This window comes from Nocardia stercoris (assembly GCF_003696265.1).
GTDB classification, from domain to species: Bacteria; Actinomycetota; Actinomycetes; order Mycobacteriales; family Mycobacteriaceae; genus Nocardia; species Nocardia stercoris.
In genome coordinates this window covers 857,957-882,757 of the sequence record NZ_RFFH01000001.1, presented here as the reverse complement: position 1 = coordinate 882,757, position 24,801 = coordinate 857,957, and the positions used below count along the sequence as shown (strand labels likewise).

The 24,801-nt window shown below is 69.7% G+C and carries 24 protein-coding genes; 11 read left to right on the top strand and 13 right to left on the bottom strand.

From position 1 onward, the window contains the following. Nucleotides 1-106: 106 nt before the first annotated feature. Both EBN03_RS03950 and EBN03_RS03945 read right to left on the bottom strand, forming a co-directional pair. Nucleotides 107-1,054: a lysophospholipid acyltransferase family protein gene (locus tag EBN03_RS03950; protein ID WP_122186801.1), complete on the bottom strand. Its 948-nt coding sequence runs from the start codon at nucleotides 1,052-1,054 to the stop codon at nucleotides 107-109. A gap of 5 nt (nucleotides 1,055-1,059) precedes the next feature. After that, nucleotides 1,060-1,878, bottom strand: a complete 819-nt coding sequence (locus tag EBN03_RS03945) for a GNAT family N-acetyltransferase (RefSeq protein WP_122186403.1) — start codon at nucleotides 1,876-1,878, stop codon at nucleotides 1,060-1,062. Between the two features lie 215 nt (nucleotides 1,879-2,093). Between EBN03_RS03945 and EBN03_RS03940 the strand changes: the two genes are divergently transcribed. Beyond that, entirely contained in the window at nucleotides 2,094-2,312 is a 219-nt protein-coding gene (locus EBN03_RS03940; protein ID WP_147471453.1) for a hypothetical protein, read from the top strand. Between the two features lie 73 nt (nucleotides 2,313-2,385). Here the strand turns inward: EBN03_RS03940 and EBN03_RS03935 are convergent, their stop codons facing one another. From EBN03_RS03935 to EBN03_RS03915, 5 genes are all read right to left on the bottom strand, one after another. Next, complete coding sequence (locus EBN03_RS03935) at nucleotides 2,386-3,282, bottom strand: AIM24 family protein (RefSeq protein WP_147471452.1); 897 nt, start codon at nucleotides 3,280-3,282, stop codon at nucleotides 2,386-2,388. 4 nt (nucleotides 3,283-3,286) lie between these two features. Then, the gene (locus EBN03_RS03930; protein WP_122186400.1) at nucleotides 3,287-4,084 is read right to left on the bottom strand and encodes an AIM24 family protein; all 798 of its coding nucleotides are present in this window, start codon (nucleotides 4,082-4,084) and stop codon (nucleotides 3,287-3,289) included. A 119-nt stretch (nucleotides 4,085-4,203) separates the two neighbouring features. Continuing rightward, complete coding sequence (locus tag EBN03_RS03925) at nucleotides 4,204-5,469, bottom strand: glycosyltransferase family 4 protein (RefSeq protein WP_122186399.1); 1,266 nt, start codon at nucleotides 5,467-5,469, stop codon at nucleotides 4,204-4,206. A 32-nt stretch (nucleotides 5,470-5,501) separates the two neighbouring features. Continuing rightward, nucleotides 5,502-7,064, bottom strand: coding sequence for a 1,4-alpha-glucan branching protein domain-containing protein (locus EBN03_RS03920; protein WP_122186398.1), 1,563 nt, complete (start codon nucleotides 7,062-7,064; stop codon nucleotides 5,502-5,504). Then, a complete protein-coding gene (locus EBN03_RS03915; protein ID WP_122186397.1) occupies nucleotides 7,061-7,837 on the bottom strand; it encodes a class I SAM-dependent methyltransferase in 777 nt (258 codons plus the stop codon). The genes EBN03_RS03920 and EBN03_RS03915 overlap by 4 nt, the downstream gene beginning before the upstream one ends. Nucleotides 7,838-8,034: 197 nt before the next feature. Between EBN03_RS03915 and EBN03_RS03910 the strand changes: the two genes are divergently transcribed. From EBN03_RS03910 to EBN03_RS03875, 8 genes are all read left to right on the top strand, one after another. Then, entirely contained in the window at nucleotides 8,035-8,820 is a 786-nt protein-coding gene (locus EBN03_RS03910) for an electron transfer flavoprotein subunit beta/FixA family protein (RefSeq protein WP_122186396.1), read from the top strand. A 39-nt stretch (nucleotides 8,821-8,859) separates the two neighbouring features. Beyond that, complete coding sequence (locus EBN03_RS03905; protein WP_122186395.1) at nucleotides 8,860-9,819, top strand: electron transfer flavoprotein subunit alpha/FixB family protein; 960 nt, start codon at nucleotides 8,860-8,862, stop codon at nucleotides 9,817-9,819. Between the two features lie 243 nt (nucleotides 9,820-10,062). Beyond that, nucleotides 10,063-11,409, top strand: coding sequence for an ATP-binding protein (locus EBN03_RS03900; RefSeq protein ID WP_122186394.1), 1,347 nt, complete (start codon nucleotides 10,063-10,065; stop codon nucleotides 11,407-11,409). A gap of 70 nt (nucleotides 11,410-11,479) precedes the next feature. Then, nucleotides 11,480-11,890: a roadblock/LC7 domain-containing protein gene (locus tag EBN03_RS03895; protein ID WP_122186393.1), complete on the top strand. Its 411-nt coding sequence runs from the start codon at nucleotides 11,480-11,482 to the stop codon at nucleotides 11,888-11,890. A gap of 10 nt (nucleotides 11,891-11,900) precedes the next feature. Further along, the gene (locus tag EBN03_RS03890) at nucleotides 11,901-12,239 is read left to right on the top strand and encodes a DUF742 domain-containing protein (RefSeq protein WP_122186392.1); all 339 of its coding nucleotides are present in this window, start codon (nucleotides 11,901-11,903) and stop codon (nucleotides 12,237-12,239) included. Next, nucleotides 12,214-12,819 (top strand): GTP-binding protein, encoded by a 606-nt coding sequence (locus EBN03_RS03885; protein ID WP_122186391.1) that lies wholly within the window; start codon nucleotides 12,214-12,216, stop codon nucleotides 12,817-12,819. The genes EBN03_RS03890 and EBN03_RS03885 overlap by 26 nt, the downstream gene beginning before the upstream one ends. Next, nucleotides 12,816-14,075, top strand: a complete 1,260-nt coding sequence (locus EBN03_RS03880; RefSeq protein ID WP_233608099.1) for a cytochrome P450 — start codon at nucleotides 12,816-12,818, stop codon at nucleotides 14,073-14,075. The genes EBN03_RS03885 and EBN03_RS03880 overlap by 4 nt, the downstream gene beginning before the upstream one ends. 22 nt (nucleotides 14,076-14,097) lie before the next feature. After that, the gene (locus EBN03_RS03875) at nucleotides 14,098-15,324 is read left to right on the top strand and encodes a cytochrome P450 family protein (protein ID WP_122186390.1); all 1,227 of its coding nucleotides are present in this window, start codon (nucleotides 14,098-14,100) and stop codon (nucleotides 15,322-15,324) included. A 42-nt stretch (nucleotides 15,325-15,366) separates the two neighbouring features. Here the strand turns inward: EBN03_RS03875 and EBN03_RS03870 are convergent, their stop codons facing one another. Continuing rightward, on the bottom strand, nucleotides 15,367-16,224 hold the full coding sequence (locus tag EBN03_RS03870) for a LysR family transcriptional regulator (protein ID WP_122186799.1): 858 nt from the start codon (nucleotides 16,222-16,224) through the stop codon (nucleotides 15,367-15,369). A gap of 110 nt (nucleotides 16,225-16,334) precedes the next feature. Here EBN03_RS03870 and EBN03_RS03865 point away from each other — a divergent pair, with 110 nt between their 5' ends. Continuing rightward, a complete protein-coding gene (locus tag EBN03_RS03865; RefSeq protein ID WP_122186389.1) occupies nucleotides 16,335-17,630 on the top strand; it encodes an NAD(P)/FAD-dependent oxidoreductase in 1,296 nt (431 codons plus the stop codon). Nucleotides 17,631-17,733: 103 nt separating this feature from the next. On the opposite strand, the gene EBN03_RS35745 is transcribed toward EBN03_RS03865, so the two are convergent. The 3 genes from EBN03_RS35745 to EBN03_RS03850 form a co-directional block, all read right to left on the bottom strand. Continuing rightward, on the bottom strand, nucleotides 17,734-19,386 hold the full coding sequence (locus EBN03_RS35745) for a M4 family metallopeptidase (RefSeq protein ID WP_122186388.1): 1,653 nt from the start codon (nucleotides 19,384-19,386) through the stop codon (nucleotides 17,734-17,736). 218 nt (nucleotides 19,387-19,604) lie between these two features. Continuing rightward, nucleotides 19,605-20,144: a DUF1697 domain-containing protein gene (locus tag EBN03_RS03855; protein WP_122186387.1), complete on the bottom strand. Its 540-nt coding sequence runs from the start codon at nucleotides 20,142-20,144 to the stop codon at nucleotides 19,605-19,607. A gap of 78 nt (nucleotides 20,145-20,222) precedes the next feature. Next, entirely contained in the window at nucleotides 20,223-20,993 is a 771-nt protein-coding gene (locus EBN03_RS03850; RefSeq protein ID WP_122186386.1) for an acyltransferase, read from the bottom strand. 178 nt (nucleotides 20,994-21,171) lie between these two features. Here EBN03_RS03850 and EBN03_RS03845 point away from each other — a divergent pair, with 178 nt between their 5' ends. Beyond that, entirely contained in the window at nucleotides 21,172-22,542 is a 1,371-nt protein-coding gene (locus tag EBN03_RS03845) for an outer membrane protein assembly factor BamB family protein (protein ID WP_233608097.1), read from the top strand. Nucleotides 22,543-22,566: 24 nt separating this feature from the next. Here EBN03_RS03845 and EBN03_RS03840 read toward each other — a convergent pair whose 3' ends face one another. Both EBN03_RS03840 and EBN03_RS03835 read right to left on the bottom strand, forming a co-directional pair. Beyond that, the gene (locus EBN03_RS03840) at nucleotides 22,567-23,772 is read right to left on the bottom strand and encodes a THUMP-like domain-containing protein (RefSeq protein WP_122186385.1); all 1,206 of its coding nucleotides are present in this window, start codon (nucleotides 23,770-23,772) and stop codon (nucleotides 22,567-22,569) included. Between the two features lie 25 nt (nucleotides 23,773-23,797). After that, nucleotides 23,798-24,775: a class I SAM-dependent methyltransferase gene (locus EBN03_RS03835; protein WP_122186384.1), complete on the bottom strand. Its 978-nt coding sequence runs from the start codon at nucleotides 24,773-24,775 to the stop codon at nucleotides 23,798-23,800. Nucleotides 24,776-24,801 lie beyond the last annotated feature (26 nt).

Here is a 24,801-nt window from a genome sequence, read left to right as displayed (position 1 = left end):
TGGAATTAGAAATCCAGCGGTAACTAGACTGGATGATGGCCGAAAATTGCGGCGCACCGGCGACTCGCCGATGCGCCGCAAAATTTCTTCCGTCGTCCCAGGTCGATCAGGCCGGAACGCTGTGCAGCGGTACCGGATTCGGCACGATCGTCCTGGTTGCGCCGGTGCCGACCGCCGTGGCGTGTTCGTCGATCCGCAGCGGTTCGGGACCACGCAGCGCGCGCTCGCAGCGGGCGGCCAGCTCGAAGCGATCGGTGCCCGGCGCTTCGACCGGCAACAGCACCAACTCCGCGACCACTCCCTTGGCCCGCAACACCCGTCGCACCGAATCCAGCAGTCCGTCCACACCGACGAAGCCGGCGGCGGTGCTCGGGGTCCCGTCGGAGTTCAGGTAGCGCAACCGAACCGGCTGCACCGCGACGCCGGCATCGATCGCCGCCTGGAACAGCGCCGGGCGGAACCGGCCGCGCGCCCGCCCGCACCAGGTGGTCCCCTCCGGGAACATGCCCACCAGCTCACCGGCGGCGAGCCGCTCGGTCATGGTGTCGACGATCTCGGGCAGCTGGCGCAGCCGCTCACGGTGGATCGGGATCACCCGCATCAGCCGCGCCAGCCGGCCCACGTAGGGCCAGTCGACCAGATCCGCGCGAGCCACGAAGCCGATCGGGTCCACGGCCGCGGTCAGAGCCACCACGTCCGCCCAGCCCACGTGCCAGGCGACCACCAGAACTCCGGAGCCGTTGCGGCCCCTGCGGTTCCGTGCCGGGCGGGCCGCGCCGCCGTACCGCTCGTCGCGCACCCGGACCCGGATCCCGCAGGCCCACATGACGATTCCGGCATACCGCCGCTGGGCCGCGGGCCGGCGCGACGGCGGGGTCAGCAGAGTCACCGCGGGCAAGGCGGCCAGCAGGCCGACCAGCCGCAGCACCCGGCTCGCCACGCGCAGCGAGCCGGCGGCCGGCGGTAGGTCGACACAGCGAGGTTCGCACGGGCTCGTGGGCATCCACGCGTGTACCGCCTCCGCGGGCGGGCACGACAACGATTCAGCGGACATGATGGTCACCCCAGGGTGTTCGCGGCACTCTGCAGCCGCTCGAGATACCGCGTATTGATGGTCTCCAGCCCCAGCAGGGCCACGAAGTCGGCGACCCCGAAGTCGGGGTCGTGGGCGGGCTCGCCGCAGATCTCGGCGCCCAGGCGCAGATAGCCGCGCAGCAGCGGCGGCAGCTTCGGGCGCGCCGGCGCTTCCAGTTCGTCGAGGCTCCGGCCGTCGACGACCACGGGGTTGTAGGGGCGCACCCGGCGCCGCGGGTCACCGGCGTGCTTGGCCAGCAACAGGTCTCGCACCCCCCGGACGTTCACGCCGGGCGGATCGGCCGGGGTGTCCTGCATCGGCACCGAGACGCAGCCCATCACCCAGTCGTAACCGGTGAGCTGGATGTAGTGCAGGATGCCGGCCCACATCAGGGTCAGGACCGACCCGTTGCGGTGATCGGGCACCACACAGGCCCGGCCCATCTCGACGATCCGCCGGCCGGCGGGATCCATTGCGGACAGGTCGAATTCGGTGGCGGTGTAGTACCCACCGGCGGCTGCCACCTTGTCCGGCGGGAGCATCCGGTAGCATCCGACGAACTGATCGGTCAGCTCGTCGCGCACGAGCAGGTGGTCACAGTGGTCGTCGAATCGGTCGGCGTCGAGACCCGCGTCGTTGACCGGGATGTCGAAACCGGGCTCCGAGGCGAAGACTTGGTAGCGCAGTCGCTGGGCGGCGATGCGGTGCTCCGCATCGGAGGACACAACCAGGGAGTACTGTGGCCCGGCCACCCCCGAGGCCGAAGTGCGAGCCGGTGCCGTCAGCACAGACGAAGTTGTCATGTCCTGATGAAGCCAGGGTGAGTGGGCATCGGGGCGACACCGGAGTAACCGCACGATGCCGGTCCGGTGAACGGGCACACGCAGCCGCCGACCGTTCATCGACCGGCCGCTCGCTGTTCGCCGAACCGCCGGGTAACCGGTTCCTACCAGGTGTTTCGACTGCCATTCTCAGGAAACGGACATTAGAAACGCGTTTGTGTCATATTATGCGGGCCATGAAGCACTTCGCCATCGCCGTGATCGCGGGCGCCACCGTCAGCGGTGCCCTGACGGGCGCAGCCTCCGCACAGACGACCACCACCCAGCCGCCCACGTCGACGACGACTCCGATCAACTACGTGGGCTCGGCCAGCATCGGCACCGGCCTGCAGTGCATCCTGGAGGGCATCTCCGGCCTCACCCCGGGCGGTCCCGGGTTCCAGTGCTTCATCTGAAGCTACCCGGCACACACACGAACGGCCATCGGCCCGCCCACGGCGGACCGGTGGCCGTCCCCGTAGGTAGACCTCACCACTGCCGGGACGTGGCCCCCGAGTGCGATCGGATCCGCTCGGACTCCTCCTCCGGCTCGTACACCGACTGCACCGCGACCCGGCCCGGCCCGGTCAGCCGCAGCCAGATACTGCGATAGCTGAAGCTGCGCCACCACGACATCCCCGCCACCCGCGGATACTCCAGATGCAGATAGGCCGTCACCGACAGATCGCGGTACAGCAGCGCCGACGGCTTCACCAGCAGGCTCTGTCCCGGCGCCAGATCGCGCACGAAAGTGTTTCCCGGCGAATGCAACAGCAGCAGCCCCGGCCCCTGCTGCGCGGTGAACACGTCACCGAACATGCCGAGCGGATAGTGGGTCTTGCGGTCGTCGCCGCTGCCGGTGACGAACCAGATCCGGTTGTCGGTCCAGTCGTAGCCGACCGACCCGGTGGCCGCCAGGAACCGATGCTCACGCACCCAGATCTGCTGACCGTGCTGCAGCGGCAACACCACCAGATCACCGGCGTGCGTGCCGGACAACGCGATGTGCCCGGGCCCCTGCCCGGTCAGCATCACCAGCGGCAGCCCGCTCATCATGCGGCGCCAGCCACCGGCCAGGCTCATCCGGTCCAGCCGCGCCGACTCGTCGGCCCACAGCAGATGATGGTGGGAGAAGTAGATCCAATCACCCGGTGCCAGTGCGAAATCGGCGGCCGGCACCAGCGTTCCCTCGATCTGACAGCGGGATTGGCCGAACTGGATGCGTGCCATGTCGCGCACCGGCGGCTGCCGGGTCCAGCCCGACATGCTCACCGCGGCCCGGATGTCCACGGGCGCGCCGCACAGCGGGCAGGTGCTCGCGCCGGGGTCGCTGGGCTGGCGGCAGTAGCGGCAGATGTATTGCTGCGGACCATGATTCGGTTGCACGGCGCTACCCCGAGTGGTGGTGGACGTACATGGACTGGATCCCGACCCGGCCCGGCCCGGTCATCTCGGCCAGATACATCCGGCCGAACAGGCCCACCTTGATGTTCTGCGGCTTCGCCTCCATGGTGACCGTCGAATCCTTGTACAGGAAGCCACCCGGCTCGACCAGGATCTTCTCCCCCGGCCGCAGCACCCGCTCGAACACGTTGCCGTACCCGTGCAGCATCAGCAGGCCCGGATAGCCCGCGGTGATGAAGCGGTCCATGTACATTCCGTTGCCGCCGTGCAGCACGTTCGCCAGGCCCTTGATCCGCACGAACGAATAGTTGATGCTGCCCGAGGCCAGCAGGAACGCGTGCTCGCGCACATCGAGTTCCATGCCCGGATGCATGGGCAGCACCACCAGCTCCCCCGGCGAGTCCCGGGAGAACGCGACCCGGCCCGGACCCTGCGCGACCGTGACCACGAACGGCATGCCGGCCAGCGAACGCTTCAGTCCGCCACCGGTATTCAGCGCGAAGATGGGGACGCCCTCGTCCTTCCACAACATCACGTGATGTTCGAAGTAGACCTGATCACCCTGGCCGAGCGCGATCTCGGCGACCGGCACCAGTTCCCCTTCGACCTGGCAGGTGCTCGCCGAGAAGCGGAACTCGGTCATGTCGCGCAGCCGGGGCGCCTCGCGCCAGCCGGAATCGCTGACCCGGTTGGCCTCGTCCAGGGGCGCACCGCAACTCGGACAGGTCCGGCCCGTGCCGGGCGGCGTCTGCACACCACACCAGTCGCACTGCAGCTTCTCCACCGCAAACCCCTCCCGTGCTGGTCACCACCGCTGGAACATTCGTAACGACGGTAACAGCGGCGGGGAGGCGGTGCGCGAAATCGGCACCACCACAACCCGATCGGGCAGAGCGCGCGGAATCAGCCGACCGGATTGTTCGGATCCCGTTCCGGCAGTGGCCGTTCCACGATCTGCGGTCGGCCCAGCGGGGTGCGGACGCGGCGCTTGGCCTGCTGGTAGACCAGGGTCGTCTCGGCGGCCACCACGTCCCAGGCGAAGTCGGCGGTCAGACGTTCCCGCGCGGCCCACGCCCGGTCCTGGGCAGCGGCCGCGTCGTCCAGGACGGCCCGCACCGCGTCGACCAGACCGTTCACGTCGGCCGGCTCGAACGAGGCGCCGGTGACACCGTCGACGACCAGCTCACCCAGACCGCCGGCCGTGGACGTGACCAGCGGCGTTCCGGCCGCGGCGGCTTCGAGCGCGACGATCCCGAACGGCTCGTAGCGGCTGGGCAGCACGATCGCGTCGGCGCCGTGCAACCAGCCCAGCAGCTCGGCGTGGTCGAGCCGGCCCACGAAATTCACCGCGCGCGCGACCCGGTGCACCCGGGCCCGCTCGCGCAGCCATTCGAACTGGGTGCCGACACCGGCGATGGTCAAGGTGGTGCCGGGATGCACGCGGCGGATCCGGGGCAGCGCGGCGATCGCGTCCTGCACACCCTTCTCGTATTCGAGCCGGCCCACGTACAGCAGCCGCGGCGGGCCCGGACGCGGCGCGCGCTCGCGAAAGGTCCACGCGCCCACGTCGATTCCGTTGCGGATCACCGTCACCGGCGGCAGTTCCGGGCCGTAGAGCCGCTCGATCTCGTCCTGCATGGACGCCGAGCACGCGATCAGCGCGTCGGATTCGCGCGCGAGCCACCACTCGACCGAATGCACCTGCTTGTTGACCCGGCCCGACACCCAGCCGCTGTGCCGGCCGGCCTCGGTGGCGTGGATGGTCGACACCAGCGGGACGTCGTAGAACTCGGCGAGCGCGATCGCCGGATGCGCGACCAGCCAGTCGTGCGCGTGCACCACGTCGGGGGTCCAGCCGTCGGCGATGCCCGGCTTGCTGAGCGCGATCCCGGCGCGGACCATCGCGTGGCCCATGGCGAGCGTCCAGGCGAGCATGTCCTCGCCGAAGTCGAAGGCCGGGGAATCCTCCGCGACCGCGACGACCAGCACGCCGTCGGCGATCCAGGATTCGGTGGGGTGGGTCGTGGCATCGGTACCCATGGGACGCCGGGCCAGCACCACGACCTCGTTCCCGGCCGCGGCCAGTTCGACGGCCAGGTGATGGACGTGGCGGCCGAGCCCGCCGACCACGACCGGTGGGTACTCCCACGACACCAACAAGATCTTCATCCGGGTCCTTCTAGCGGAGGGTGACCATTGTGCTAACTCGGCACCGCCGAGGTGTGCCCGGTCGGCACAGTCGAGGTGTGCTCGTCTCGGCACCGCCGAAGGCGCCGCGCATCCAGTGCGGGGAACAGACCGTCGGCCAGACACCATCCTGCCGCCAACTCCCGTGCCTTGGCCACAGATCCGGTGCCCAGAGCCGCAGCGATCTCTCGTACGGCATGTGCGTGCTGGTGAGCCCGATCGCGGGCATAACCCGCCGCCGAGTCCTTGCTGACCATGAAAGCCCAGTCGCTCGACACCGTCAGCACCGCTTCCCGCAGCAGCTGATCGGCAGCCCGGTCGCGCTCGCCACCGCGCGGCAGCTTGTCCAAGGTGTCCAGCGCCAGCTGCACGACCTCGGCGTTCAGGGTGACCAGATCCTGAACCTGGTCGCCTGCCCACACCCGCCAGTCCTTGCCCGAACCCCAGGAGGAGTCGGCCAGTTCCACCGGCTCACCGACGTAACCGTCGGCCCGCGCGCCCTCGAGTGTACCGACCGTTATGCCCGCTTTCGGCAGTTCGCGCAGTACCTGTTCCAGCCACTGCGGACCCTCGTGCCACCAGTGCCCGAACAGTTCGGTGTCGAAGGCCGCCACCACCAACGCGGGACGGCCGGTGCGGTCGTGCTCGTCGATCAGGCGCTGCCGGACCGTCGCCACGAAGTCGGCGACGTCCCGGCGCACCGCGGCCGCGGCGAGCTCGGGATCGTAGGGCGCCTTGTCGGGTCCGGCGACGTTCTTGCCGGTCACCCGGGACGGCTTGAGGCCGGTGGCGTGGTCGTAGTGGTGGAAGTCGCGGTACGCGCCCTGGCCCGGGTAACCCGACTTCGGCGACCAGACCCGGTAGCTGACGTGCAGATCGCGGCCGAAGGCCACCACATCCGAATCCCACACCGGACGACCGAGCGTGGTGTCACCGCGCAGCGCGGGACCGTCGACCATGAAATGCGTCACACCGGCGGCGGCGTAACCGGTTTCCATCCCGGGCGTGAAACCGCATTCGGGCGCCCAGATCCCGGCCGGGGTGTGCCCCCACCGGTGCTGAGCGTCGGCCAGACCCTCGCGCAGCTGGTACTCGCGCAGCCGTGGGTCCAGCAGCGGCTGGAACGGATGCGCCAGCGGGCCGCCCAGCAGCTCGATCGCGCCCCCGTCGATCAGTTCCCGCCACACCGGCGAACCGCCGTGCCGCCAACGCTGCTCGAAGTCGGCGAGCGCGTGTGCGGCCAGCCGGTGCTCGTGCCGGCCCAGCGCCACATTGCCGCTCGCGGCGGCCTCGTCGGCCCGCAACTGCCAGTTGCCCAGCCAGTGGTGCATGCCGGACAGGCAGTGCGGATCGTCGAGCTGCGCGGCCAGCACCGGCGTGATGCCGAGGCTGAGCAGATCGGTGCGGCCCTCGGCGGCCAGTGTCCGCAGCACCTCGGCCACCGGCAGATAGGACGCCGCCCAGGATTGATACAGCCACTCCTCGCCGACCGGCCAGCGCCCGTGGTGGGCCAGCCAGGGCAGATGCGAGTGCAGGACGAAGGTGAACCGGCCGGGGACCGGTGCGGCGGAACTCACTGCGAGGACTCCGCTTCCACCACGGGCTTGACCGCGATCGCGACCAGGTCCAGGCTCGCGTCGATGTCCTCGGGGGTGAGCACGAAGTCGTCGATCCGGACGGCGGCGACGTCGGCGGCCAGCTCGGCCGGCCAGGGTTCGCCGGCGAGCGCGCGCTGGATCTGGGCGTCGATGATCGAACCGCCCCACTTGGCGTCGAGCGCGGCCAGCGCCGGGCCGTGGTGCACGCCGGTCAGCAGGTCGACGCGGAAACCGGCTTCCACCAACAGTTCTCGCATCTCGTCGGCATTGAGCTCGCGGGTGTGGAACGGGTTGAGCGGGGTGTCGCGGCCGGGCGAGAAGGTGATCCGGTTGGGCGTGCTGATCAGCAGCTCGCCGCCCGGACGCAGCACCCGCAGGCATTCGCGCAGGAATTGTGCCTGGTCCCAGAGGTGTTCGATGACCTGGAAGTTCACCACCACGTCGACCGAGGCGTCGGGCAGCGGCAGGTCGGCGAGGTTGCCCTGGATCATGTGCACCCGCGGGTACGCGGCGCGCACGTGCTCGACCGCGCTGGTGTCGTAGTCCACGCCCGTCACCTTCGTGGCGACACCGGCGATCATGTCCGCGCCGTATCCTTCGCCGGATCCGGCCTCCAGCACCTCGCGATCCACGCACCGGTCCAGGAGCCGGGCATAGACGATCTCGTGCCGGCGGAACCAGTAGTTCTCCTCCGGGATGCCCGGAACGGTCCGCTCGCCGGTCAGCGGCAATGGCTCGGTCGCCTCACTCATCCCGCCGACGTTAGCGGTTGCCTGTATCACACCGGCGCGCGGTATCACCCATGCTGAACATCACAGCCTAAGTTACTGGCGAGTAACTTAACGTTTGGTAATGTCCCGCTCGAGCCAATCGCAGACGAGCGGGCAAACCGCGCGTGCGACTCCACAAACCGCTAGTGCCACCCAGAAAGCGAGGTCGACGAATTCCGATGCCGAACATCGTCGTACTGATCAAGCAGGTTCCGGACACCTGGTCCGAGCGCAAGCTCACCGACGGGGACTTCACCCTCGACCGTGAGGCCGCCGACGCCATCCTGGACGAGATCAACGAGCGCGCCGTCGAAGAGGCGCTGCTGATCAAGGAGGCCCAGGGCGGCGAGGTCACCGTCCTGGCCATGGGTCCGGAGCGGGCCACCGAGGCCATCCGCAAGGCACTGTCCATGGGGGCCGACAAGGCCATCCACATCAAGGACGACGCGATCCACGGCTCCGACGCCGTGCAGACCGCGTGGGTCCTGGCCGGCGCGCTGGGTCAGGTCGAGGGTGTCGAGCTGGTCATCGCCGGCAACGAGGCCACCGACGGCCGTAGCGGTGCCGTCCCGGCGATCATCGCCGAGTACCTGGGCATCCCGCAGCTCACCCACCTCCGCAAGCTGACCGTCGACGGTGAGCGCATCACCGGCGAGCGCGAGACCGACGAGGGCGTGTTCAAGCTCGAGGCCACCCTGCCGGCCATCGTCTCGGTCACCGAGAAGATCAACGAGCCGCGCTTCCCGTCCTTCAAGGGCATCATGGCGGCCAAGAAGAAGCCGGTCGAGGTGTTCACCCTCGCCGACCTGGGCATCGACCCGTCCACCGTGGGTGTCGCGAACTCCGGCACCGCCGTCACCGGCGTGACCCCGAAGCCGGCGCGCACCGCGGGCGAGAAGATCGTCGACGAGGGCGAGGGCGGTAACCAGATCTCCGCGTACCTCGTCGGCCAGAAGATCATCTGATCGCGCCCCGACCACAACTACTTTCAGGAGAGAAGAACAATGGCTGAAGTGCTTGTGCTCGTGGAGCACGCCGACGGCGCACCCAAGAAGGTCACCACCGAACTGCTCACCGCCGCGCGCAACCTGGGCACCCCGGCCGCCGTGGTCGTCGGTGCCCCCGGTACCGGCGCCAAGCTGGCCGACGCCCTGGCCGCCGCCGGCGCGGAGAAGATCTACATCGCCGAGTCCGACGATGTCGACGGCTTCCTGGTCACCCCGAAGGTCGACGTCCTGGCCGGCCTGGTCGAGGGTGTCTCCCCCGCCGCCGTCCTGGTCGCCGCCACCGCCGAGGGCAAGGAGGTGTCGGGCCGCCTCGCCGCCCGCATCGGCTCCGGTCTGCTGGTCGACGTCATCGCCGTTAACGGTGACGGCACCGCCACCCACTCGATCTTCGGTGGCGCGTTCACCGTGGCCGCCAAGGCCACCGGCGACGTGCCGGTGATCTCGGTCCGCCCGGGTGCGGTCGAGGCCGCCCCGCAGGCCGGCGCCGGCGAGCAGGTCGCCGTCGAGGTGCCCGCCCAGGAAGAGGGCGTCACCAAGGTGATCTCCCGCGAGCCCGTCGTCGGTGGCGACCGCCCCGAGCTCACCGAGGCCACCATCGTGGTCTCCGGTGGTCGCGGTGTCGGCTCCGAGGACAACTTCCACAAGGTCGTCGAGCCGCTGGCCGACGCGCTGGGTGCCGCCGTCGGCGCCTCGCGTGCCGCCGTCGACTCGGGCTACTACCCGGGCCAGTTCCAGGTCGGCCAGACCGGCAAGACGGTCTCCCCGCAGCTGTACGTCGCCCTGGGCATCTCCGGCGCGATCCAGCACCGGGCCGGTATGCAGACCTCGAAGACCATCGTCGCGGTCAACAAGGACGAAGAGGCGCCGATCTTCGAGATCAGCGACTACGGCATCGTGGGCGACCTGTTCAACGTCGCCCCGCAGCTGACCGAGGCGGTCAAGGCCCACAAGGGCTGATCACACGGTAGCGGAACGGTTTCGGTGGCCCGGTCGGAAACGACCGGGCCATCGGCCTTTTCGCTCCGAGCGGCCGATTCGCGCCCATGATCGAAAAACCGGCCGTGGCCCCACATCGCTGCCAGTGTTGCTAGGGTGGTCGCAGCCGAGCGGCCGATATGCTTGACAGCCGGTCGATTTCGGTGGATGTGGTGTGGCAGCGCGGGAAGGATGGGCGGCCGCCGCCGTCGGCGACGAAGACTGATGACTCTTGGTATTTTCCCGGTGCTGTTCGTCCTGACCCTGATCCTGTCGGTCGCGGTGAGCGTGCTGCTGTACTTCGCGATCCAGCAACGCAATCGCGCCAACAGCGAACTCCGTTCCAGCACACTCGATCTCGAACGGCTACTGGGCAGCACCATGCCCGCCGTGCAGGAGGCGGTGTCGCGCCCCGACGGGCAGCTGCCGCAGTTGCCGCCGCCCAGCTCCCAGGATCGGACCGCGCGGCTGATCCGGGAAGTCGCCGAACGCTACACCAACGACCTGCGCCGCATGCAGGCCGAGACCCGCGACCGAGTCCGGCGCAGCACCGAACACGAGGCCCAGCAGGCCGTCGCGCGTGCCCGCGCCGAGGCCCGGGCCGAGGCCGCCGGCGCCGCCCGCGACGCCACCGGTGCCGCGGTGCGCTCGTTCGGAACGTCGGTGGTCAGCCTCGGCACCGACGTCGGCCAGATCGTCAGCGCCGCCCTGCGCACCCACCGCGGCGACGAGGTCTACGAGACGCTGACCAGCATCGATCACAGTGTGCAGCAGATGATCCGGCAGGCCCAGTCGTATGTGATCGTCTGCGGTGGCCTACCCGGACGCCGGTGGCCCGCACAGTCTTTCACCGATGTCGTGGCCGGTGCCACCGGACGCGTCCGCGACTTCACCCGGGTGCGCTCGGCACAGCTGGACCGGACCGTGCTGAGCCGGACCGTCGAGCCGCTCGTGCACACGGTGGCCACACTGCTCGACAACGCCCTGCGCTACTCGCCACCGGGCGCCTTCGTCGACGTCACCTTCCAGGAAGGCCATCACGGCATCACCGTGATCGTCGACGACGCCGGTCTGCGGATGAACGCCGAACAGCTCGAGGAGGCGCGGCAGCTGCTCTCCGGCGAACGCAGCGTCGACCTGCACCAGATGGGTCCGTCGCCGCGACTGGGCTTCCCGGCCATCGCCGCGCTCGCCCGCCGCTACGGCTTCTCCATCGGCATCGACGGCCCCAACGCCTACGGCGGCATGCGAGCGACGGTCTTCGTCCCCGACCGGCTGCTGGCCGAATCGGCGGCACCGGCACCCGCCCCCGGGTCGGCATCCGAACAGCAGGCCGTGCCGGTCCAGGCTGTCTCGGAAGCCCGCCCGGTCACCGACCTCACCCACACCACTGCCAGCGGCCTGCCCAGAAGGCGGCGCCGCGAACTTCCGCCCGAGGTGCCCGCTACCGCGCCACCGCCCGCGGACAGCGCCGCACCACCGAGTCCGAACACGCTGATCGCCTGGCACACCGGCTCGCGTTCGGGCCGGGCCGCGGCCACCGCACCCAGCGAAGGGATGGATCCACGATGAGCGAACGAAGTGAGCGAATGTGCCGGCGCGCTGTGCGCATCGCGAAGCCGAGCGACAGCGAGGCGCAGCGATGAGCACACCTGGAATGGCACTCAACGACGCCGGCAACAAGCTCTCGTGGTTGTTATCGGATCTCACGGTGCCCGGCGTGCGTTTCGCGGTGCTGCTGTCCGAGGACGGCCTGCGCATCGCTCACGCCGGCGCGATCACCACCGACGACGCGGACCGCTTCGCCGCGGCCGCGTCCGGGCTGCGTTCGCTCGGCCGGGCGCTCGGCGAGTTCTGCGGCAGTGCGCAATCGGTGCGGCAGAACCTCACCGAATACGACGGCGGCATGATCTTCATCACGGCCGCCGGCGCCGGTGCGCTGATCGGTGTCTCGACCACCGCCGACGTCGATGTCGCCCTGGTCGCGCACCGAATGAACGAGCTGGCGGTCCGGGTGGGCCGCGAGCTCGGCATCCTGCCGCGTCAGCGCTAGGCGAGCCACCGTGGCCCGCGATCCCGATCTGGTCCGCGCCTATGTCCGCACCGGCGGGCGTACCCGGCCGACTCGATCTCTGGATCTGGTGTCGCTGGTGGTGACGGTCGCCGACCCGTCGCCCGGCGCCTCCGCCGACGCGCGCCGGATCCTGCGGCTGTGTACCGGGGGCGCGCTGTCGATCGCGGAGATCGCCGCCCACCTGGATCTGCCACCGTCGGTCGTCACCATCGTCGTGGCCGATCTGATCGACGACGCCCGGCTCGCCAATACCGTTCCGGCACCGCATCAGCCGGAGATCGCCCTGCTGCAGGAGGTACTCGATGGGCTCCGCGCCCTCGCCGGCTAGTCGGGTCGTGGAGTATGTCCCCGACACCGTCACCCGATCGGTGAAGTTACTCGTGGCCGGCGCCTTCGGGGTCGGTAAGACCACGTTCGTCGGTGCCATCTCGGAGATTCGGCCGCTGCGGACCGAGGAGACCATCACCGAGGCCAGTGTCGGCGTCGACGACATGTACGGCCTGCCGGACAAGACGACCACCACGGTGGCCATGGACTTCGGACGCATCTCGATCAATCCGTCGCTGGTGCTGTATCTGTTCGGAACGCCCGGCCAGCAACGGTTCCGGCCGCTGTGGGAGGAACTGTCGCGGGGCGCCCTGGGCGCCCTGGTGCTGGTCGACACCCGCCGCCTGGACAAGGCCGACGAGGTGCTGTCCACCCTGGAGAGCGGCCGCGTGCCGTATGCGGTGGCGGTCAACGAATTCGACGGCGGGCCGCGCTACGAGCTGACGGAGGTCCGTGAGGCCCTCGATCTCGCGCCGGAGACGCCACTGATCTCGCTGGACGCCCGGGAACGCGCCGGCTGCCTCGAGGCGCTGATCACCCTGTGCGAGTACCTGTTCCAGCGTCTGGAGGCCCAGTCGTGACCCTGTCCGATCCCACGCCCGGCGACGACCGGCCCACCGAGACCGGGATCGCGATCGACGCGATCGGGCCACGAATTCCCTTGTACACCAAGGAGTTCGCCGCCGATCCGCACCGAATGTACCGGGCCATGCGGCAGGACTACGGCACCCTGGTCCCGATCGAGCTGGCGCCGGGGATCCGGGCGAGCCTGGTCATCGGATACCACACGGCGGTCCGGATCCTCAACGACCCCGAGAACTTTCCCGCCGATCCGCGGCTGTGGCAGCGCACGGTTCCCGCGGACAACCCGGTGATGCCGATGCTGGAGTGGCGGCCGAACGCGCTTCGCTCGAGCGGCGCCGACCACGTCCGGTACCGGCAAGCCACGGTAGCGGCGATCGCCGAAATCGATCTGCACGGGCTGCACTCGGTAGTGGCACGCACCGCCACACCGCTGATCGACGGTTTCAGCGCCAACGGCGGCGCGGATCTCATCTCGCAGTACGCGTTTCCGCTCGTGTTCCAGATCATCAATGTGCTGCTCGGTTGCCCGGCCGACATCGGCCAGCGGATCGCCCAGGGCACCGCGATCATCTGGGCCGCCGGCGAGAACGCCGAGCAGGGCAACAAGATGCTGACCGACGCGATGCTCGAGCTGGCGCTGCTGCGGCGGGCCAACCCGGCCGACGACATCGTGTCCCGCCTGATCAAGCATCCCGCGCGGCTCAGCGACGAGGAGATGACCCATCAGATCGCGACACTGTACGGGGCCGGGATCGAGCCGACCACGAACCTGATCGCCAACACGATGCTGAAGATGCTCACCGACGATCGCTTCGCCGGAAATCTGCTGGGCGGCAACCTGACCACGCGCGACGCGCTCGACGAACTGCTCTACACCGACCCACCCGGCGCCAACTACTGCCTGAGCTATCCGCGGCACCCCATCCTGGTCGACGGGGTGTGGCTGCCCGCGCATCAGCCGGTCATGATCAGCATGGCGGCCTGCAACAACGATCCCGAGATCCGCGGCAGCGGTGGCTTTCTCGACAACCGGGCGCACCTGGCCTGGAGTGCCGGGCCGCACGCATGCCCGGCGAAGTCGCCGGCGTACCTCATCGCGCAGGACGCGATCGACCAGCTCACCGACGTGCTGCCCGAACTCTCCCTCGCGGTTCCGGCAGACGAATTAGATTGGCGCCCAGGGCCTTTCAATCGGGCCCTGGCAGCCCTGCCGGTCCGGTTCCCGCCCTCACGGCCGGCGGCGATGCCCTAGGCGAACGCACGGAGGTTCCACCATGACGTCGCAGCCCATCGTCCTCGACCCCACCGGATCCGATATCCAAGCCGAAATCGACCGACTGCGCGCACAGGGACCGGCGACCCCGGTCGAGCTGCCCGGCGGCATCCGCGCCTGGTCGATCACCGATACCGCACTGCTGGAACGACTTCTGGTCTCCCCGCAGGTGTCGAAGGACCCGCGGCAACACTGGCCCGCCTTCGCCGGCGGCGAGATCACCCCCGACTGGTCGCTGTACCTGTGGGTGGCGGTCAACAACATGTTCACCGCCTACGGCGCCGACCACCGGCGGCTGCGCCGACTGGTCGCACCCGCCTTCACCGCCCGCCGCACCGACGCGCTGCGGCCGCGCATCGAGGAGATCGCCGCCGAGATCCTGGACGAGCTGGCCGCCACCCCGGCCGGCACCGTCGTCGACCTGCGCGACGAATTCTGCTACCAGGTGCCGGTCCGGGTCATCTTCGAATTGATGGGCGTGCCGGCCGAACTCGGCACCGGCATGCGCGCCTGCTTCGACGCGGCCTTCGACACCACGATCACGCCCGAGGACGCGCAGGCCAACTATCTCGAGCTGTACCGGTTCCTCGGTGAGCTCGTGGCCTACAAGCGGGCCACCCCCGGCGACGACATGACCAGCCTGCTGATCGCGAGCCGCGACGACGACGGGGAGGGCGCGCCGCTGAGCGAACCGGAGCTGATCGACACCCTGCTACTGGTGATCAGCGCCGGCCACGAGACCACCATCAACCTGCTCGACCAGACCATCACCGCGCTGCTGACCCACCCGGACGAGCTGGCGAAGGTCACCGCGGGCAAGGTGTCGTGGACGGACGCGATCGAGGAGGCGCTGCGGTTCGAGTCGGCGGTCGTGCACGTTCCGCTGCGCTACGCCGTCACCGAGATCGAGGTCGCGCCGGGCGTGGTGATCGCGCCGGGCGATCCGATCCTGGTCTGCTACGCCGCGACCGGCCGCGATCCACGGACGCACCCCGGCGACGCCGCCGTGTTCGATGTGTCGCGGGCGGACAAGGCGCACATGGCATTCGGCTACGGCGTCCATCACTGCCTGGGCGCTCCGCTGGCGCGGGCCGAGGCCGGAATCGCGCTGCCGGCGTTGTTCGCGCGGTTCCCGCGGCTACGGCTGGCGGTGCCGGCCAAGGAGCTCGAACCGCTGCCCAGTTTCATCTCCAACGGGCACCGCGCGCTGCCGGTCCATCTGACCTAGGCGCGTGTGACGGGTGGTCCGGCGATCGCGCGCCGGGCCACCTCACGAACTGTGCAGGGCGGCGAGCAGCGTCTCCAGGATCGGTGAGCGGCGGACGTCGCTGCGCACCACCGAGCAGACCGGGATCCGCAGCGGGTGACCGACCAGTTCGAGCGTGGCGATGCCCTCGGTGGGGGTGGTGGCGTAGAGGATCGTCCACGCGTCGGGGCGGTTGATCAGTTCCATGGTGGCGGTGTGATCGGCGGTGATGGGCGGGCCGAAGGTGGGCCGCAACGCCAGCTCGGCGAACGAATCGCGCACGATCGTGTGCAACAGCACCTGCTCCTGCTCGGGCGGCAGCAGCAGCGGATATTGGCACAGTTCGGCCAATGTCACATTTGGTCTTTCCGCGAGCGGATGGCCGGACGATACGGCCAGCACGAGGTCCTCCACCCACAGCCGTTCGACCGTCAGCCCCGGCTGGTCGACGCCGCCCCGAATGAGAGCCACATCACAGTCACCGTCCGCGACCGCCGCGATCCGTTGCCGGAACGGCTTGATCACGAACTCGATCTCCGCACCCGGATGCGCCTCGCGCGCACCCGCGATGGCCGACAGCGACCGGGTTGCGAAAGACATGTTGGCCGCCAAGCGAATCCGCGGGCCGGCCGGGCGCACAGCTGCGCGAATGGCGGACTCGAGACTGAGCATCTGCTTCGCAAGAGGCAGTAGCCGGACAGTGGCCTCGGTCGGCGCGACCGACCGCGTGGAACGCTCGAACAGCTGCACGCCGAGGTCGTGTTCGAGACGCGCGATCTGGTGACTGATAGCACTTTGCGATATGAAGCACCGATAGGCCGCCCGGCTGAAACTCAGCTCCTCGCACACCGCGACGAAGTACGTCAGCTGCCGTAACTCCACCATGAGCTCCATTCATTAGCGATCAAGATAATAGTCATCTCAAGTATGCCTGCCACCGGCGGAACGGGCCCATTCCACATCGCGTTTACTAATGACAGAAGGAGGCTGTCATGCAGAACATCGGCGCGGTGAGCGAAACCGTGGACGTAGTGATCGTAGGTTCGGGCTTCGGCGGGTTGGCCGCCGCGAAACAGCTCAACAAATCGGGGGTGAACTACGTCCTCATCTCGAGCACGCCGGAACACCTGTTCCAGCCACTGCTGTACCAGGTTGCGACAGGTGTGCTGCCGTCCACCGATATCGCCCCGCCGATCGCGAATATCCTGCACCGGCACCGCAACGCCGACGTCCGCCTCGGTACCGTCGTCGACATCGACGCCGCGGCCGGCGTGGTCACCTACCAGGGCCCCGACGGCACCCACCGGATCGGCTACAGCTCGCTGATCGCGGCCACCGGCGCCAGCCAGTCGTACTTCGGTCGCGACGACTTCGCGCAGAAGACGTTCTCGCTCAAGACCATCGACGACGCCACCCGGCTGCGGGCGCAGATCGAGCGGGTGTTCGCCGAGGCGGCCACCGCCGATCCCGCAACCAGGGAGCGACTGCTCAGCTTCGTCGTGGTCGGCGCCGGCCCGACCGGGGTCGAGGTCGCCGGCCAGCTCAAGGAACTGGCCAAGCGGCACTACCGCCAGGAGATCACCGTCACGCTGGTCGAGGGCGCGGGCGCGGTCCTGCCGCCCTTCGGCGGCAGCCTGTCGGAGTACGCGCGGGAGTCGTTGACCCGCAACGGCGTCGAGGTCCTGCTCGACAGCTTCGTCACCGATATCGAACAGGGCAAGGTCACCGTCAAGGCCAAGGACGGCATCGAGCGCCAGCTCGCGGCCGAGACGGTCGTCTGGTCGGCGGGTGTCCAGGTCGGCGGATTCGCGGCGCTGCTCGCGGACGTCACCGGCTGCGAGACCGACCGCGCCGGCCGCCTGCTGATCAACGACGACTGCACCGTCGGCGGGCACGCCGACATCTACGCCATCGGCGACATGACCTCGCTCAACGGCTACCCGGGCCAGTCGCCGACCGCCATGCAGGAAGGCCGCCACGTCGCGGACATCATCCGCGGCAAGAAGCCGGCCGGCACGCCGTTCCGGTACTGGGACAAGGGATCGATGGCGGTGATCAGCCGCTTCAGCGCCGTCACCAAGATCAACGACCGGGTCAAGTTCACCGGCCTGCTCGCCTGGGTCACCTGGCTGGCCGTGCACCTGTTCTACCTGGTCGGCTTCCGCAACCGGTACATCGCGGTGGCCTCGTGGCTGGTCGCCTTCGTCGGCACCGGCCGCCCCGGCTTCCACGAGGCGGACCGGCCGGCCACCCGCGCACCCGCGGCCGCCAGGCAACACGCCGCGTAACCGGCTGCGGCACACCGCCGCTCGGCAGCCTCCGCGAAACCCTCCGATTCCGTTGCGAGCCGGGGGGTTTCGCGTTCTGCGGCCGTCCCACCTGCACCCCGGGTCAGACGTGGTCGGCTAGCAACGGGATCCGCACGGCCCGAATCGCATTGCGTACCTGGGCACAGTCCCCTGCCGTGAGCCCGGCCAGGCCGTCGGCGGCGTCCTCGGCGCAGGCGGTGATCAGGGTGCTGGCCAGTGCGGGGTAATCGGCGCTGGGATACAGCTCGGTCTGCACCGTCCAGTACAGCGCCGCCACCTTCGGAATCCCCAAGCCGCGCACCGTGGTTCCGTTGAAGGTATCGCCGTCGGTGAGCAGGTAGGCGAGCTTGTTCCCGACCCCGCTGTTGGTGTGCACTCCCCCGTGATCGGGAACCGGCCGGCTGTCGTCGTAATTCGTGGGCGCCCACCCGGGACCGCGGTAGTAGTCAGGTTGCGGGGACTTGGTCGACCGCGGTGACTTCATATCCCGGATGACTCCGAGCGCCGTGGTGGCGCCGATCTTCCAGCGCAGGGCCAGCGGATGGTCGGTGCCGGTGGTCAGCGCGGTGAACTCACCGAAGATATCCGACATCGACTCGTTGATCGCCCCCGATTCGTTCACGTAGTCGAGCCCGTTGGACTTGTCGGTGACGCCGTGGGTGAGCTCGTGAGCCACCACATCGAGACCCATGGCGTCGGAACCGATCACGAAACCGCGGCCGTCGGACCAGTACGCGTTGGCGTACGGGCAGGACGTCTCGCACACCCGCACGGTGGCCCGCAATGCCCGGCCGCGGCCGTCACCCGCATCGATACCGATGAAGTCGGTGAGGCTGCCGAGCTGCGTATAGCGCTGGTAGAACACCTCGGTATCACCGATCCAGTCGTAGACCTGGCCGGCCTCGGTCGTGGGCGGCACGGACCTGCCGTCCTCGACCAGGACCACCGGATAGCTGCCATGCCCGCCGCACGGCACATCCAGCTCGAACTGATCGCCGGTCTCGGCGGCGTCGCACACCACCCGGGTCAGGTTCTCGGCCGTCTGCCAGGCACCGAGCACGGCCGGCTCGGGCGCCGCGGCCACGAACACCCGCCACAGCCCGCTGCCCGACGCCGTATCGAACCGGAAGGCCGGCACCGCCACCTGGCCCGGGCCGCCCGAGCCCGACAGGTCCGGGTCGTACCAGGAGGCGCTCTGCGCGCTCACCCGCACGGATTCCGGTGGCGCGGCGGACAGTTCCGCCGTGCGCGCGACGGCCGCCGTGACGGCCGCCGGCGGCGGCGTGAGCCCACCGGCCGGATAACTGCCCTTGGTGGCCTCGGCGAGGGCACCGGTGGCCGACAGCAGGGCACCGTCCTGGCTCAGGGCCAGTGCGACATCCGCGCCGTAGATCGGGACGCCGGCGGCCCGCTGCGCCATCCGCACGGTGGCACCGGTGCCGCGCTCGGCGATCCGCTGCACGACCAGATCGGCGTCGACCCCCGGGCCGAAGAGCTGCTCGATACTCGCCGCGTGGGCCGCGGCGGCCGCGGCCGGATCGGCCGCGCGACCGCCGGGCACCGGGACCGGAACGTCCGGCACCACCTGCCGCACCGCCCCGGAAGCACTGCGATGCACCTGTTTCGGCGCCTCGACCAGCGACACGGGCGCCGGATCGGCCACCACCGGGGCCGCCAGCAGCACGCACAGCGCGGTGACGACCGAGACCACCCATCCTGCCCAGACTTTCAGCATGGTTCACACCCCAAACGCGTGTCGTACGGACGTGGATTCAGCACCTGATTTCCACGCGGCCACGAGGGGACGCGGTCCTCCGAGACGGCGACGGCGCGACGAGCGGCACCGTATGTACTCGGCAATTACCGGGAGCGACAAGGAAAGTCGTCCACCCATCGGGATGTATCCGGATTCCCCGACGACTGACGCCCCGATACCGGAGGGGCCCGTTCAGATTACAGCTTCGCCAGCACTTTGTGCACCGTCAGCCAGGTGCGGGTGGTGATGTCCTTGCCGTACACCTGTTCCACCCAGCCCATGTACTTGGAGGTCTCGGCCGACGTGTTGTCGATGACCGAGAGCACCGCGCGGGCCGGGACGTCGTAGCGGACCACCCGAACCGCCGCGGCCAGCTCGGGCGGGGCGGTCGCGAGTGGCCCGGGCATCGGCTGCTTGAGAAAGGTGGCGGTGAGGTAGGACCCGCGGCCGTGGGTCAAGTCCGCGAAAGGGTCACTGTCGACGAGTGCCCGCAGCTCGTCGCGGGCGCGGACGATGGTGCCGCCGCCGATACCCAGCTCGGCGCGCAACGCGGCCTGGATCTTGTCCTCGAGCTCCGCGGGATCGGTCTGCGCACAACCGAAGACGATGTTCCCGCTGCTGAGAACCGAACCGACACCGTCGAATCCGAGCCCCTCGACCACCGCCCGGAGCCGATCGTTGCGCATATTCGGATTCGACGGCATGATGCCGCGCAGAAATGCCGCATATCGGGTCATGCCCCGACGGTACCGTCTGCCACCGACACCGCCGGGCTACTCGCCGCGCGCCCCGGCAACGCGGCGCGCGGCGAACGGTCACTCGCCCAGCGCCGCGACTTCCTCGATCTCGGCGCCGCCGGACTTCTTCCGCTCGATATCGGCGAGCGCGGCCGCGTGCCGGGCCCGCTCGTCGGCGGCGTCCTCCCACGCCTTCTTGCGGTTCTTGACCACCTTCGCGGGCGCGCCGACCGCGATCCCGAAGTCCTCGATGTCACCCTTCACCACGGCGTGCGCGCCCAGCACACAGCCGCGCCCCACGCGCGTGTTGCGCAGCACGGTCACCTTGGCCGCGATCCAGGTGTCGGGCCCGATCCGCACCGGACCCTTGACGATGCCCTGATCCTTGATCGGCAGCGTCATGTCCTCCATGCGATGGTCGAAATCGCAGATATAGCACCAGTCGGCGACCAGCGTGGACTCCCCGATCTCGATGTCGAGGTAGGTGTTCACGACGTTGTCCTTGCCGAAGACGACCTTGTCGCCGATGCGCAGCGAACCCTCGTGGCAGCGAATGGCGTTGCCGTCACCGATGTGCACCCACTTGCCGATCTCCAGCCGGCCCAGCTCCGGGGTCGCGTGGATCTCGACGCGCCGGCCCAGGAACACCATGCCGCGCAGCACGACATGCGGGTTGGCCAGCTTGAACTTGGCGAGCCGGTAGTACCGCACGAGATACCAGGGCGTGTACGCGCGATTGGCCATCATCCAGCGGAACGACGCCGCGGTCAGGAAACGCGCCTGCTCGGGATCCCGGCGGCGCGAGCCGCGCCAGCGCGAACGCAGCGGTGCGCCCCACATGCTCGTCACGAAACTTGCTCCTCACGTTCGGGCGACCGGGTCGTCCATCGGTGTCATCCAGGTAACAGGGTACGTTCGCGACCGATAACCGCGATCGCGGACCCGCAATCCACAGGCCCCATCTCACCGTCACGACCGGGGTACTACTCTCGTCCCAGCCCGTACACGCAAAGGGAGGCACAGTCACGTGCGCAGCAGCCGCCGACGCGAGCCCAGCGAACGCGCGAGGATTCGGCGCCGGCCCACGGTCCGGGCCGCCGCCGCGATCGGTGCCGTCGCCGCACTGACCCTGAGCGGATGCGGCGGCACCCACCTCGACGACATCCGGGTCGGGCCGGGGAAGGGCTGGCCGTCGGCCTACCACGACGCCCGCAACAGCGCCTTCAGCTCGGTCACCGGTTCGCGGAACCTGGTGCTGAGCTGGTCCCGCCCGATCGGCGGCCCGGTCGCCGTCCCCCCGGTCACCGGGCCCGACGGGCAGGTGTTCGTCACCACCCGCACCGAGACCGGCTGTGTCGGCAAGCCCGGTACCACCGGCACCCTGTTCTCGTTCCAGATGCACACCGGCCGCAAGCGGTTCTGCGACGAAATGGGCCCGGACGTGATCGGCGCCGGCGCGGCCGTCGACGGCCTCACCAATGTCTACGTGGGCGACAACGGTGGCGTGTTCTCCTTCAACGCCCTGGGCCAGCCGCGCTGGCGCACCCCGGTCGCGGGCGTGCCGGTGTCCGTCCAGTTCACCGGCGACAGCCGCGTGCTCACCGTCAGCCAGCTCGGGCAGATCGACGTCCTCGACCGCCAGACCGGCGACCGTACGGTCCCGACCTTCCAGGCCCTGGGCGAGCCGGACTTCCTCGCGCAAGCCGACCTGCCGCGGCCACCCGACGGCGTCGGTCTCGACGACTGCGGTGTCGGCGGCCCGCACTGCCCCGTGCCGTCGGTGTCCGCGCTGGACCAGGCGAGCGGCGACTTCTATCTGACGGTGTGGAAGCCGGGTTCGCCGCGGGCGTCCCTGGTGGCGCTGCGCTACGCCGACGGCCGGATCAGCACACGGTGGAGCGCGGACCTGCTGACCGACGGCAGCGCGGCCGGCCCGTCCCTGTCCGCCGACGGCAAGACGGTCTACGTCGGCGACAACTCGAATCGGCTGATCGCGGTGGACACCGCCACCGGGCACACCAAATGGACGCAGCCGCTCGGCTTCGCACCCCGTGGCGCGATCTCCGCGGCGAACGGCCTGCTGATCCCCGGCGGCAACGACGGCCACCTGACGGCCGTCCGGGACAAGGGCGACAGCGCCGAGATCGCCTGGCAGCGCCCGGATGTACCGCTGCGCGGCCGCCCGGTGCAGACCGCCGGCGACACCGGATACACGGTCGCGCCCGCCGGCGAGGACGGACTACAGCTGGTCACCTTCGACACCGGCAACGGCACCACCCTCGCGACCGCGGACTTGCCTGGAGCACACGGTGATTCGGTCGGCACCGCGGTGGGCGCGAACAGTGAGGTCGTGATCACCACCCGGCTCGGCGAACTGTTCGCGTTCAAGCCGGCGTAGATACCCGACCGGCTCCAGCCGAACTCAGGCGGGCACGCCGCGAACCTGGACCGGCGGGGTCGCGCACACGAACGCGGTGGCGGTCGTCCCGATCCGGGTGACTACCACTGTGTGCGGCACACTGCCGCGCGGTTTCAGCTTGGCCCGCAACACATCCGGATCGACCGGGACGCCACGGGCGAGGATCTCCAGTGGGCCGCAGTCGCGGCGGTGCAGGGCCGCCCGAAGCGGCTTCTCCCGGAAATCCATACGTTCCAGGATCTCGAATCCGCGCACGCCGGGCGGAACGGTGTCGCCGGTCAGGTAGGCGATCCGCGGATCCAGTTGCCACAGGCCGTGTTTCGCGGCGTAGTGCCGGACCAGACCGGCCCGCACCACCGCGCCGTCGGGATCGACGATCCAGCGGCCGGGTGCGCGCTCCTCGATCCCGTCCGGGTCGGCGTCGGTCAGGGTCCACGAAGTACCGTCCGCGGCAAGGACAGTCGCGCGTCGGCGCACACGCGGGGCCGCCAGCCCCGGCGACCAGAGACAGGCCTCCCGGACCGAACCGTCCAGCGACACCACCTCGACCTCACCCGCCCACGGGCTACCGTCCGGGCCGGCGGTGTCGAAATCCAGCCCCGGCGCGCACTTCACGACCAGGTCGCGGCCGTGATACGCGGCCAGCAGATCCGGCAGCGGAGGTTGTAGCGCCGCCGGATCGTGGGTCCGCCGGCCGCCCGCACGCCGCGCCGGGTCGGCGATCACGACCGGATCGGCCGTCACCGGAACCAGCGCGTCGGCGCGCACCAGCCGCACGGCTTGCTCGGCCGCCAGATTCGCCGCAGCCATGTCCAGCCGCACGGCGTCGATATCGCTGCCGATCACCACCGGGCACTCCCGGGCCAGCGCGACGAGTTCGGCTCCGACGGAACAGGTTACGTCGTGCACGGACCGCCCGGCCAGCCGCTGCGCCCGATGCCGGGCGACCGGCGCCGGAGTGGCCTGCTGCAGCGCGTCGTCGGTGAGCAGCCACGGGATCGCCGGATCCAGCTTGGCCGTAGCCCGCCGGCGCAGCCGCACGGTCTCGACCAGCATGCCCGTCCGGTCGCCGTGCGTGCGGCGGGCCACCTCGAGGTCGCGCACGAGACTCGACGCGCTCAGGGGCAGCGCACCGACCTCCGCCAGCGCCGCCTGTCCGGCGGCACCGGCGAGGTAGCCGACCTCGGCCCGGGTGAACTGGTAACCCATTACGGGCGACCCGGCGGGGTAGGCACTACTTGCGGTTTGCGCCCGGCTTCACGCCGGTGATCATCGCGTTGTAGAAGAACTGACGCGGCACGACGTGCTTGAGCACGTTCTCGTCGACCCAGCTCAGGCCCAGCCAGGCGCGGTACTGGGCCATCCGGTAGCCCACCGACAGCTTCTCGGCGGGAACGGCGGCCTCGAAGGTGCGCACCGGCCAGCCCCACAGCGCGGCCGCGAACTCCTCGGTCGCCGCATGCACCTCGACCGCACCGGCGGACCGGGCGATAGCCTCCAGCTCGGCCGGGTCGAAGGTGTGCAGGTCGACCACGGCTTCCAGCGCCGCGGCACGCGAGGACTCGTCGAGCTCCTCCTGCGGCCGGCGCCAGCCGCGCAGGAACGGCAGCTTGGTGATCTCGGTGGTGGCCTTCCAGGTGATCTGACCGAGCTTGCGCGCGTAGAAGTTGCCGATCGTGGTCGGCTCCCCCGCGAACACGAACCGGCCGCCCGGCTTGAGCACCCGCAGGCACTCCTTGAGCGCCAGCTCGACATCCGGAATGTGGTGCAGCACAGCGTGTCCGACGACGAGGTCGAAGGTGTCGTCCTCGTACGGGATGGTCTCGGCGTCGGCGACCCGGCCGTCGACATCCAGGCCGAGGTGCTCGGCGTTGCGCAGCGCGACCTTGACCATGCCCGGCGACAGGTCGGTGACCGAGCCGCGTTCGGCGATCCCGCCCTGCATCAGGTTCAGCAGGAAGAAGCCGGTACCACAGCCGAGCTCGAGTGCCCGGCCGTAGGGCAGCGGCTGCGGGCCGGCGACGGCGTCGAAGCGGCCGCGGGCGTACTCGATGCAGCGCTCGTCGTATGAGATCGACCACTTGTCGTCGTAGGTCTCGGCTTCCCAGTCGTGGTAGAGCACCTGGGCGAGCTTGTTGTCGGTGAGGGCGGCCTGGACCTCGGCTTCGGTCGCGTGCGGGTTCGGCGCCGGGTCGGCAGGGCGTGCGGTCATGGAGACGTAGCGTAGTCGAGCGTCCA